Raw genomic sequence first — 11,637 nt, forward strand, 5'->3', positions numbered from 1 at the left:
ACTTAAAACTGTCTCTTGGGCATCAGTTTAATTGATCCTTAAGCTTGTGCTAATGCTTCGTCTAAAATGCGTGCTTGTTCAACTTTATGCGACTCTCCGTCGCCTTCTGCTGGGCTTGACCGTTTGATGCGTCCATAATAAGCGACATCTTTGCCATTTGCGATATCCCGTAAGTAAGGCTCTGCAAATGTCCAAGAACCCATATTTTTCGGCTCTTCTTGAACCCATGCAAGTTCTTTGGCATTCGGATAGCGTTCCACAATCGCCTGAATTTTTTCAGATGGGAAAGGATACAATTGCTCTACTCGGACGATATGAATTCCGTCAAAGTTTTTGCCGTCTTTCACCCGCTCTGCCAAGTCGATGGCCATTTTGCCGCTTGCGAATAAAATGCGCTCCACTTTTTTCGCTTTCGTACCCAGACCCGGCTGTTCCAAAACAGTTTGGAAATGGCCTTCTGTCAAGTCTTCAACCTCTGCGCCGACCAATGGATGGCGCAGCAACGATTTCGGCGTCACGATAATCAGTGGGCGGATTGACTCTTCTTCCAGCATTTTCGCTTGTCGGCGAAGAATATGGAAATAGTTTGCCGCACTTGAAAGGTTTGCAACAGTCCAGTTATTTTCAGCAGCCATCTGCAAATGTCTTTCTAAGCGGGCGCTGGAATGTTCAGGACCCTGCCCTTCAAAACCATGAGGCAAGAGCATGACCAATCCGGATTTTTGGCCCCATTTTGAACGGCCAGCTGATATAAATTGGTCAAACATCATTTGAGCCATATTGGCGAAGTCGCCGTATTGAGCTTCCCAGATAACGAGCGCTTTGTTGTTTTCAACGTTGTAACCATATTCAAATCCAAGAACTGCTGATTCCGTAAGTGGGCTGTTATAAACCACAAACGAAGCTTTAGCTCCTGAGATATGATGCAACGGAACCAATTCTTGCCCTGTTTTATCATCGTGCAACACCAGGTGGCGATGTGCAAACGTTCCGCGCTGAGCATCTTGCCCAGTTAAACGGATCGGGTTGCCATCCTGTAAAATCGCACCGAATGCAAGGGTTTCTGCATGCGCCCAGTCGATTTTCCCTTTGCCGTTGAACGGATCTTCACGGCGTTTCAGGATTCTCGCCAATTTGCTGAACGCAGAGAAATCACTCGGCCATGTCAGCAATTCTTCGTTCATTTTTGCTAAAGCATCTTTGTCGACACCAGTCGGCACTTCCGGATAACCGTTTGATACCGCTTCTGGAATAATGCTCCCTTGAGAATCATCTGATTTGTTTTCTTTCACTTTATCATAAGCAGCCTGCATTTCTTTTTGCGTATCTGCATCCAGCGCTTTGACTTCTTCTGCGGAAAGGACTTGCTCAGAAGAAAGCTGCTGCCCGTAAAGTTCACGCACTGTCGGATGCTGGTGAATGCCGTGGTACATCAACGGATTCGTAACCAGTGGTTCATCCATTTCATTATGGCCATAGCGGCGGTAGCCGATCAAGTCGATCAAGATGTCTTTGCCAAATTTTTCGCGGTATTCGAAAGCGAAACGCGCAACTGCGACTACCGCTTCCGGATCGTCTCCATTGACATGGACAACCGGAACTTCAAATCCTTTGGCCGGATCAGAAGAATAATGAGTCGATCTGGAATCGTATTGTTCCGTTGTAAAACCGATCAGGTTGTTGGCGATGATATGAATCGATCCGCCTGTCTGGAAACCTTTAATGCGGCTGTAGTTCAAAGTTTCAGTAACGACGCCTTGCCCTGGGAAAGCCGCATCACCGTGAATGAGAATGGCATATGCTTTTTTCGAATCAATTGGTGCAATCCCTGTGCTGCTGGTTTCTTCTTGTGCCGCACGGGTCTGCCCAGCAACTACAGGGCTGACGATTTCAAGATGCGATGGGTTGTAAGCCAGCTTGATGTTTGTCCCATTAGGTGAAGTGTAAGCAGCACCCATATGGTATTTTACATCGCCGAACCAGCCTTTAGTAATTTGCAGAGAATTGTCTTCCGGCAGGAAAGGCTCATCCGGAACATGCGCAAAACCGGCAAACATCATTTCATAGGGTTTATTTAAAATATGTGTAAGCACATTTAAACGACCGCGATGAGCCATCCCGATCATAATCTTTTCAGTGCCTTTCGCTTCTGACAAGCGCACCAGTTCATCGATCAGAACAACTAATGTATCGACACCCTCGATGGAAAACCGTTTTTGGCCAACAAAAGTGCGATGCAGGAATTTCTCGAATCCTTCAACATGAGTCAAAAGATTTAAGATCTCTTTTTTCTTATCCGCATCAAGTGAGGGTTTAAACTCTCCGGCTTCAATTTTAGATTGAATCCAGCTGCGTTCCTGAGGCTGTACAATATGAGAAAATTCAAAAGCAACTTTATCGGTATACAGGGATTTCAAATAAGAAATCGCTTCTAAACCGTTCGTAATGCCTTGTGGTGCATCATTAAGCAAGAGCGAAACAGGAACTTCTTTCAAATCCTGTTCATTCAAACCGTAAGTCGAAGGCTCTAAACGTGTCGTGTCTTTTGGCTGATCGTTCAGCGGATAGATATCTGAAGCCAAATGGCCATGGGAACGAATGGCTTCTGCCAGCTGAATTGCAGCCAATACTTTTCCGAATTTGTTCGTCTCAATGCCTGCAGCGGCCGTTTCAGCAGGAGCTGCAGCACGTGGAGTCACGTCGATTGGTGGACCGTATTGTCTGAAAAGGTCCGCGAATTCCGGATCAAGCAGTTCCGGAGATTCTTGATAAAGGTCATACATTTCCATAATATATCCAAGGTTTGGACCGGTGATGGAATTCCATGGGGATTTTGCATCTGAATATTTGCTAGACATTAAAAAACCTCCAGATATTTGCCTTATGGCAGTCACTTTTGTTATATGTGTATCTCCCTTATCTTAGCATGCATCCCCTTATACATAAAGGAGAATGCGCTTCCAGCAAGGCGGAGAACGAATTTCCATTTCAATCTTACTACTTCCAGAAAAAAAAACAATGATTTTCCGTGAAAATATTCACATATTAAAATTTGAAGCGCTTTCACGATGATTTCATATGTCAATTAGTCGGAATTCCAGTCCTAAAGCGGGTTTTCCGTATAAAACATCACCTGGTTTTTGCCATTTCTTTTTGCCTCGTACAAAGCATTATCAGCATAAATGACCAGCTGGTCGAAATCCGTCGCTTGTCTTGGATAAAGCGCAATCCCCATCGAAGCAGTCGGGGCGAAATGGCAATCTTGTATTTCCCATCCCTTTTGCAAATTATTTTTTATGCGTTCGACAATTTGGCAGATTTGAAATTCTGCCTGTTCCGGATCTATTCCGGTTAAAGCAATCAAAAATTCATCGCCGCCTATTCGTGCCACCCTATCTTTTTTACGGATACTTTTCTGAATGGCTTGGCCAAACTGATAAAGAAATTCATCGCCTGTATCGTGGCCATACTGGTCATTGATCAACTTGAAATCATCGCCGTCGATAAATAGCACCGCTATCCATTCTTCAGCAGCGTCAACGTTCTTTTTCATACGGGCAAATTCTTGTACTATCGAAATTCTATTCGGCAATTTGGTTAAGCTGTCATGATAAGCCATAAAACGGAGCTGCTCTTCAAGTTCTTTCCGGTCCGTAATATCAAACAATATGCCGAGAACCTGGAAAATTTGGCCGTCAACATCAATCAACGGTATTAGAGTGGCATCTACCCAAAAACCTTCCCTTGTCTTTTTCAGGCTTTTCAATTCACCGCGCCAGATTGAACCGCTCAAGATTTTCTGCTGTATTTTTTCATATTGCTCTACCGATGAAACTGATGTGCCGATCTCATTGATATCCATCCCGATCAACTCGTGAATTTCATAACCGGTAATTTGCTTGAAATTCTCATTGGCAAATTGAATAATTCCATCTGGCTCCCAAATCGCAACGGATGCTGCATAATTTAACGCGACTTTATAGCTTTCCAGAATATTTACGGTTTTTTCCAATTCTTCTTTCAGCTTCGCTACTTTGGTCAATTCCCTCATAACAATTTGAAATGCCCGGATCTTGCCATTTTCTATAATTGGAGTATAGATGCCGGAAAACTCATGATTTGTTCCATCGCTTTTTTGGTAAGTGAAAACAGCTGAGTGGATAGGCTGGCCAATTTCATACGCATCGAGACGCTGTTTCATTTCTTTAAACATTTTCTTGATGGCAATGGGCAAATCATCAAATGATTTGCCCATCCAGTCTTCCTTGCTGAATCCAAATGCCGTTTCATAAGCAGGATTTATATCAAGAATCGTGTAATCCGACGTAATCATCAGCATAGGGTCAATCGTATTTTGAATCAGTGATTGATAGAACAGATAATCTTCTTCTGCTTTTTTCTGGCGCGACACGTTTTTGGAAACCGTCAATACATAGATTTCTCCATTCGCATAAATCGGAGTCAAGTGATTTTCAATGGCTGTTTTTTCTAAACTGAATAAATTATAGTCGCGGTAAGTGTGGCTTGTTTTCTTGGTTATGGCTGTTTCGTACTGCTTTTTGATTTCCGCCGCAAGGTCTGGCGGTAAAATTTCATCTATCGTCAGGCCGACCAGATTTCTCCGGAAATTTTTTTCGCACCTGTCGTTGATATATTCATAGATAAAAGTATCACCTGTTTTCCTTAGAAAAAAGACAAGATCCTCTGAATGTCCATATAACAGGTTTAATTGCTCTACTGTAAAAGGGGCCACCATGCACATCTCTCTTTTCTATTTCACAAATTGTTCTGTTACCGATGAAGTTCGTTCTATGAATTTCTCGTAAAGCGCCTGCTCCTGCAAGGGTTCAGACGACAAGAACCCGCTTTTCGCATCGTCTTCCTGCCATTCAAAACGGTGAGTCGACAAATACGTCGCATTGCCGGTCAATCGCAAGCTGAAACTGTCCCCTTCTTTTGCGACGGAACATTTGACCATTCCGCCCGGATTATAGACATTCACGTCCCCGTATGGAGCAAGGCCCGCGAGGCAGCTGACAAGAGCAGAAGCCGTCATCGCCGTGCCGCATGCATTCGTGAAGCCGACACCGCGTTCAAAAGTTTTAACAAAAATGCCGTCTTCCACTTTTGTGACATAGCTGACATTGACGCCGTCTGAGAAATACTCATTTGGCCCATTGAAATATTCCGCCCATTTTTGCTGATGCGCCGGATCGGTCTGGTATTCAGCCGGCACAATGCCGATTAAATGAGGATTCGGCACTGCCACTGCTGTATATGAAATCTCTTCGGAAACAAAAGGCAGCGGCTTCAACAGCCATTCAGATTCTCCGTTATATGCCATTGGCAGATCTGCCAGCTGGAATGAAACCGGCGAAATTTCAACCGCGTACATCGCAATCCCGTCCTGCTCAGTCTGTTCTTTTTTTACATGGAGTGAGGCTTTCATCGTTTCAATTACCCCTTCTTCCAAACCATCCCGCTCGCAAACATAGCGGGCGACACAGCGCAGCCCGTTGCCGCACATGGAAGCTTCAGAGCCATCGCGGTTGATGACCCGCATTTTGGCATTAGCCGTTTCGGATGGCAGAACAACCAGCAAGCCGTCTGTTTGGGGGTCGAGTGATGCCAGCTTAAGCGTCAGTTCTTCGTAATCATTGCGTTCAGCACCATCAAGCATATAAAAAGTATTCATCGAACCATGAACTTTATAAAGTGAAAATTCCATTGTGCCCACCTCTTGCGTATGAAGTTTATTTTTTCTTTGTATAAGATGTAACCAACTTAGCCATTTCATAAGCCGTTTTCGGCGGTTCTGCCAGCGTCATGTTTTCAACAAGCAGCTCTTCATGCAGATGCAGCTTTTTCATTTCTTCAAAAAAGCGTTCTGGGCTAAGATCTTCTTCTTCCACCACATGGGCAAACCCTTGCTGCTTGAATAATTGGGCATTCAAAATCTGATCGCCGCGGCTTTGCTGTTTGGATAAAGGAATCAGCAGCATCGGTTTTTTAAGTGCTAAAAATTCGAAAATCGAATTCGAACCGGCACGTGAAACCACAAAGTCCGTCATATGCAGCAGATGCGGCAATTCGCTGGTTACGTATTCAAATTGGCAATAATTCGGAACGTTTTTCAGGCTGTCGTCCACATTGCCTTTTCCGCATAAATGGATGACATTGTATTCCACCAGAAGCGCCGTTAAATTTGTGCGGATCGCTTCGTTGATCACTGCAGAGCCTTGGCTGCCGCCCATGACCAATAAAACCGGAAAGTCATTGTCAAATTTGCAAAGCTCTTTCCCAATTTCTGCAGAGCCTTCCATTAATTCGCTGCGGATTACCGAGCCGGTGCACGTCGATTTTTCTTTCGGCAAATGCTTTAAGGTTTCTGTGAATACCGTAAAGATATGATCGGCGAACGGCATAGCGATTTTGTTTGCCAAGCCAGGCGTGACATCTGATTCATGAATGATGACAGGGACTGACATGGCTCTTCCTGCCATCGCGACCGGCACCGAAACAAAACCGCCTTTTGAAAAAATGGCCGCCGGTTTGGTTTTTCGGATGACGTTAAGCGCTTGGAAAAAGCCTGTTCCGACACGGAACGGATCCGTGAAATTTTTCATTGAAAAATAACGGCGCAATTTCCCGCTTGCTATTGGATGGTATGCAACTTCCGGATGTCCATCTTTGATTAATTCACTTTCAATGCCGTCTTTTGAGCCGATGTATTCTACATTAAAATTCATTTTCAACAATTCCGGAATCAAAGCCTGGTTCAGCGATACGTGGCCCGCTGTCCCTCCTCCGGTTAATAAGATCGTTCTTTTATTCATTTCTTGGCCTACTCTCTATTGTCTTAAAATTGCACATTCATCTTTTCGGAAGCGTTCTGCCGCCCCGCGTCTTCTATGCTATACTTATTTTTATTTGTTTAAATTGCTAATGGATTATTGGAGGACGGAACATGTTTGAAACGAAGACAAAAGCGGAAAAATTTCGGATGCTGATTAAAATTGTTTTTCCAATCCTGGTTACGCAAGTGGCGATGTACTTAGTCACATTTTTTGATATTTATATGACTGCCCGGTACAGCACTGAAGATCTGGCGGGCGTTTCGATCGGTTCCTCTTTTTGGGTGCCAGTTTATATCGGACTAGCAGGAATCCTCATGTCCATCACTCCAATTGTAGCACAATTAATGGGCGCCAAGAAAAAAGAAGAGGTAAAAGATGCGGTCCAGCAGGGAATTTATCTGGCGGTCATTTTAGCATTAATCGTTTTCATCTTTTTCTTTTTTAGTATTGAGCCTCTTCTCAGCCTGATTAATTTAGAGCCGGCTGTTGCGTCAGTAGCGAAAAATTATATTTTCGCCATGAGTTTCGGGCTCGTCCCTTTATTTGTTTATAATGCGCTGCGCTGCTATATTGACGCGCTCGGCTCGACGCGCATTTCCATGTTCATCTCATTGCTGTCTGCTCCAATCAATGTATTCTTCAATTACCTGCTGATCTATGGCAACTTCGGTTTTCCGGAACTCGGAGGCGTCGGTGCCGGTTATGGCTCTGCCATTACCTATTGGCTCGTGATGTTGATCGCCGTCTGGATCATCCATACGCGAAAACCGTTTAAGTCATTCAATATTTTCCGGGGATGGGCTAAGCTGTCGTTTATCCGGCTCAGCGAAATCAGCCTGATTGGCGTCCCGATCGGCATTGCCATCTTTGCAGAAACCAGTATTTTTTCAGCTGTCACGCTGATGATGAGCACGTATGGCACAATTACGATTGCTGCGCACCAAATTGCCATCAATTTCACTTCACTGCTGTATATGCTGCCGCTCAGCATATCTATGGGAGCGACAATCCTGGTCGGTTTTGAAGTCGGGGCAAAACGATTCAATGATGCCAGGCAATACAGTTGGATCAGCGTTGCAGCCGCTGTCGGATTCAGCTTTGTTTCTGCATTTATCCTGTTTTCAATGCGCCATCAAATTGCGGGGTTGTATACATCAGACCCTGCAGTTATCCAGTTAGCTGTACAATTCCTGATTTTCGCCGCACTGTTCCAATTATCAGATGCCGTACAAGCTCCAGTGCAAGGAGCACTGCGCGGCTACAAGGATGTCAACATCACTTTTGTCATGGCGCTGATTTCGTATTGGGTGATCGGTTTGCCGGTCGGCTACCTTCTTTCAACTTTTACTGGCTTCGAAGCATTCGGTTATTGGATCGGCTTAATCGCCGGATTGACAGCTGGAGCCATTACGTTATCGTTCCGGCTTAATGTTATACAAAAAAAGATTGCAGCTCATTGAGCTGCAATCTTTTAGATTGTTGAGAAACTCGTATGTTCTTTTTTCATTTCGCTCCAGGGCGGACGCTTTCCGTGGGGTGTGGCCCTAAGCCTCCTCGCTCGCTGGCGAAGACCGTGTGCTCCTGCATCGCTGCGCTAGCTTCGTCGCAAATGAATGGGGCAAACTGCTTTTGCCCCATTCATTCCCTGCGGGGTCTCAGGACTCACACTATTCCCGCAGGAAAGGCATCAGCCAACCATAGTTGGGTGGTGCCTTTGCGACGAAGCGCCTGGCGCTGCAGGAGCACATCTTTGCCCTTCGCCGCCTTTCGCTGCATTCAGCTTTCTTTAATTATCTTAGATTGTTCTCTAAAACAATGAATGTTTGAGAAAGCCTTCTATTCTTTGTTTTGCTCACTAGATAGGGGGGCAAACAGCGAGAGAAAACCGCACCGCTCCTGTCTCTGCATCGCTGCACTAGCTTCGAGACATGAATGGGCGTTGCAGCGTTACACACTTCGTCGCAAAGACATTGGCCTCACAGCTGGTTGGCAGAATATCGGTTAAGGCATGACTACTAATACAAATTTTAACTTTCTCAACAAATAAAAAGATTGCGGCTCACGGAGCCGCAATCTTTTTATATAACATCGATAAAGCTGTTTTTTCTTCTTCCGTCAAAAGGGATTGTTCGATGCGCGTTAAAGCGATGTCCAATTTTTCCTGCTTTGTTTTCCGGACTCTCGGGTGCGTCAGTTCATCGTTGAGTTCAATCAGGATTTTCTGCTCCAGCTGTTCCAGACTGCTGATTGTACCCACATCAGTCCGGTTTGGCCATAATTTTTGGTAAGCTTCAATCATGGCAGCTCAATTCCTTCGAGGTTCTCTCCGATGACGACAATCTGTGTCCGCATCTTCAAGTATTCCGGCAGCCATTGCGCCATGCCGTATGCATATTGAAAGGCATGCGGGTATTTGTCTCCTTCAAGCGGCACATAGCCTTTAATCCGGAAAACTGAATCCGGCAGTGAACGCAGCCACTCCTCGAAAACTTCACGTTTTACCGGTTGTTGAAAATCGAAAACTTTTGTATTCAGATTTAATTTTGATACAGGCGCTTTTTCTACGGCTCCTGTTTGAGCGGCGGAAATTTTCTGCAGCGCCGAAAAAGGAACTTTTGACTGCACCGTTTGAATGATTTGCGCAGCCGGATTTAATCCCTGCACTTCAAATGTCACTTTCGCCTGTTCCGCTTCGGTCAATAAATCCATTTTATTGGCTAATATCAAGTCGGCATGCCGGATTTGCTCCAGATACAACGAGCGGATTTGAGGAGACAGTTTATCGCGGTCGAGCCAGCGCTTGCTATCAGCGACCGTAATAATTCCCTTAAACGTTAAACGCTCGGCAAAAAGCGGAGAAAAGATAGCGTCTAATGCTTCGACAGGATGGGCAGCACCCGTTGTTTCAATCAACAGCACATCAAAGTCTTCTTCTGCCATTAATGTTTGCAATTGCGCTTCTGATTTTTCAGACCCGGTGCAGCAGATGCAGCCATCCAAAAGCTCTTTCAGCGGCACACCGTCTTCTACTGCATCCGAATCGAAATTCATTTCACCCAGTTCGTTCATAAATACTGCCGGTTTGAGTCCCGCATCTTTTGCTTGCTGAATCACATGCTTTAATAATGTGGTTTTTCCGCTCCCTAAAAACCCGCTAAATAAATAAACGTCAATCATCAAATATCCCTCCATTTATATGCCGTAAGAAAAGGCCCGCAAATTGCGGGCCATTTTTGTTATTCTTTCGGTTCTTCTTCAGATGATTCTTCAGAAGTTTCAGCTTTGATTCCAGCTTCTTCCATTACAAGTTTTTTCGCTGCCAAAAGCTGAGGATCTTCTTTGTCGATTTTTTCGCTCAAAGCTTTCATAATAGCGAATGTCGTATCTCCAGTCACGATGCCGGTTGCTTCAAGTTCCTGTTCTTCCTGGAATTGTTCAACCGCTTCGGTCATATCCTCTTCATAAACGCCGTCCACTTTGCCTACTTTATAGCCAAGCGCCACCAGCATTTGTTCTGCAACTTTGACTTGCTCAGAAATCGTGCCGTCTTTCAATTCAAGTGAGGAATCCAATACTGGCAATGAAGCGTATTCCGGGTACGCCACTTCAACATCCGGTACAATTCCTTTTTCATGAATCCAATTGCCATCAGGCGTCAGCCATTTAGCAGTAGTGAATTTTAAATTGGAACCGTCAGCCAGATCATTCGCTGTCTGTACTGTGCCTTTTCCAAAAGTTTTTTCGCCAACCAGTTTGATATCGGCTGATTCACTCATTGCTCCCGCTAAAATCTCGGATGCAGAAGCACTGCCGCCATCAATCAATAACGTCACAGGCACTTTCACTTTTGTGCTCGGAGAAGACATGTAGATTTCCGGTTCTTCACCTTTGGCTTGGACTTCGAACATTTCTTTTCCTTCCTCAATGAACAAGTTGGAAATATCCAATGCCGTTGTCAGCAAGCCGCCCGGGTTTTGACGGACATCCATCACCATTGCTTTCATGCCTTTTGCTTCCATATCGCTGATCGCTTTCAGCAATTCATCTGAAGTGTTTTCAGAAAAGCTGGTTATTTGGATATGCGCCACTCCGTCGCCAATCATTTCGGCATACACCGTTTCAATCGGAATTTCATCGCGCGTAATTTTGACTTCCAGCGGTTCAGCCATTTCGCCGCGCTGAATCGTCAACGTCACTTCGGTTCCTTTTTCGCCGCGGATCAGCATAACGGCTTCAGTAGCACTGAATCCTTGAATGCTTTCTCCATCGACTTTGAGAATTTTGTCGCCTGGTTTTAATCCTGCTTTTTCAGCCGGAGAGTTTTTTATCGGAGACACAATATTGATAAAGCCGTTACGCTCTTGTATTTCTGCACCGATTCCTTGGAAACTGGATGAAATGCCTTGCGTAAACTGGGCTGCTTCTTCTTCATTCATATAATCAGAATATGGATCTCCCAAAGATTCAACCATACCGTTGATGGCACCGTTGATCAGCACATTGGTGTCTACTTCTTCGTAATATTCCTGCTGTACTTGATCGTAGGCTGCATATAACTTTTCGAATTCACGGCGTTCCGGGGAATTAACTTCCACAGCCTTTTCATCTCCGAAAGTTAAAGCAAATATAGTCAATCCTGCTGTACATAATATCAAGGTGAAGACAAGCATGATAAAATAGAATGTTTTCATCCGGATAAAATGGGCAGGCGCTTCTTCAACAGGCGGAATTTGTTCGTGATTTTCGCCTGGACGCTTTTCATCCATTTCTTTCACCACTT

Annotated in this window: 8 protein-coding genes; 1 reads left to right on the top strand and 7 read right to left on the bottom strand. The window is 44.8% G+C overall.

Features of this window, described 5'->3' with window-relative positions:
• Nucleotides 1–38 precede the first annotated feature (38 nt).
• The 4 genes from QWY16_RS11485 to murG form a co-directional block, all read right to left on the bottom strand.
• On the bottom strand, nucleotides 39–2,858 hold the full coding sequence (locus tag QWY16_RS11485) for a 2-oxoglutarate dehydrogenase E1 component (RefSeq protein WP_300989358.1): 2,820 nt from the start codon (nucleotides 2,856–2,858) through the stop codon (nucleotides 39–41).
• Nucleotides 2,859–3,103: 245 nt separating this feature from the next.
• Nucleotides 3,104–4,756 carry a sensor domain-containing diguanylate cyclase gene (locus tag QWY16_RS11490; protein ID WP_300989359.1) on the bottom strand — a complete coding sequence of 551 codons (1,653 nt, stop codon included), beginning with the start codon at nucleotides 4,754–4,756 and terminating at the stop codon, nucleotides 3,104–3,106.
• Nucleotides 4,757–4,771: 15 nt separating this feature from the next.
• Nucleotides 4,772–5,728: a diaminopimelate epimerase gene (dapF, locus tag QWY16_RS11495; protein ID WP_300989360.1), complete on the bottom strand. Its 957-nt coding sequence runs from the start codon at nucleotides 5,726–5,728 to the stop codon at nucleotides 4,772–4,774.
• A 25-nt stretch (nucleotides 5,729–5,753) separates the two neighbouring features.
• Nucleotides 5,754–6,836 carry an undecaprenyldiphospho-muramoylpentapeptide beta-N-acetylglucosaminyltransferase gene (murG, locus tag QWY16_RS11500; protein WP_300989361.1) on the bottom strand — a complete coding sequence of 361 codons (1,083 nt, stop codon included), beginning with the start codon at nucleotides 6,834–6,836 and terminating at the stop codon, nucleotides 5,754–5,756.
• A 131-nt stretch (nucleotides 6,837–6,967) separates the two neighbouring features.
• On the opposite strand from murG, the gene QWY16_RS11505 reads away from it, so the two are divergent.
• Entirely contained in the window at nucleotides 6,968–8,317 is a 1,350-nt protein-coding gene (locus tag QWY16_RS11505; RefSeq protein WP_300989362.1) for an MATE family efflux transporter, read from the top strand.
• Between the two features lie 599 nt (nucleotides 8,318–8,916).
• On the opposite strand, the gene yoyC is transcribed toward QWY16_RS11505, so the two are convergent.
• From yoyC to QWY16_RS11520, 3 genes are read right to left on the bottom strand one after another with little or no spacing between them, the layout of a single operon-like run.
• On the bottom strand, nucleotides 8,917–9,156 hold the full coding sequence (gene yoyC / locus QWY16_RS11510; protein ID WP_300989363.1) for a protein YoyC: 240 nt from the start codon (nucleotides 9,154–9,156) through the stop codon (nucleotides 8,917–8,919).
• Nucleotides 9,153–10,034: a CobW family GTP-binding protein gene (locus tag QWY16_RS11515; RefSeq protein ID WP_300989364.1), complete on the bottom strand. Its 882-nt coding sequence runs from the start codon at nucleotides 10,032–10,034 to the stop codon at nucleotides 9,153–9,155. The genes yoyC and QWY16_RS11515 overlap by 4 nt, the downstream gene beginning before the upstream one ends.
• A gap of 59 nt (nucleotides 10,035–10,093) precedes the next feature.
• Nucleotides 10,094–11,623 (bottom strand): lmo1851 family serine protease, encoded by a 1,530-nt coding sequence (locus tag QWY16_RS11520; RefSeq protein WP_300989365.1) that lies wholly within the window; start codon nucleotides 11,621–11,623, stop codon nucleotides 10,094–10,096.
• Nucleotides 11,624–11,637 lie beyond the last annotated feature (14 nt).

It is taken from the genome of Planococcus shenhongbingii (assembly GCF_030413635.1).
In the GTDB taxonomy this organism is placed as follows: domain Bacteria; phylum Bacillota; class Bacilli; order Bacillales_A; family Planococcaceae; genus Planococcus; species Planococcus shenhongbingii.

Coding starts and splice junctions, on each gene's coding strand:
- QWY16_RS11485 (WP_300989358.1), bottom strand. CDS start 2,858: ATGTCTAGCAAATATTCAGATGCAAAATCCCCATGGAATTCCATCACC.
- QWY16_RS11490 (WP_300989359.1), bottom strand. CDS start 4,756: ATGGTGGCCCCTTTTACAGTAGAGCAATTAAACCTGTTATATGGACAT.
- dapF (WP_300989360.1), bottom strand. CDS start 5,728: ATGGAATTTTCACTTTATAAAGTTCATGGTTCGATGAATACTTTTTAT.
- murG (WP_300989361.1), bottom strand. CDS start 6,836: ATGAATAAAAGAACGATCTTATTAACCGGAGGAGGGACAGCGGGCCAC.
- QWY16_RS11505 (WP_300989362.1), top strand. CDS start 6,968: ATGTTTGAAACGAAGACAAAAGCGGAAAAATTTCGGATGCTGATTAAA.
- yoyC (WP_300989363.1), bottom strand. CDS start 9,156: ATGATTGAAGCTTACCAAAAATTATGGCCAAACCGGACTGATGTGGGT.
- QWY16_RS11515 (WP_300989364.1), bottom strand. CDS start 10,034: ATGATTGACGTTTATTTATTTAGCGGGTTTTTAGGGAGCGGAAAAACC.
- QWY16_RS11520 (WP_300989365.1), bottom strand. CDS start 11,623: ATGGATGAAAAGCGTCCAGGCGAAAATCACGAACAAATTCCGCCTGTT.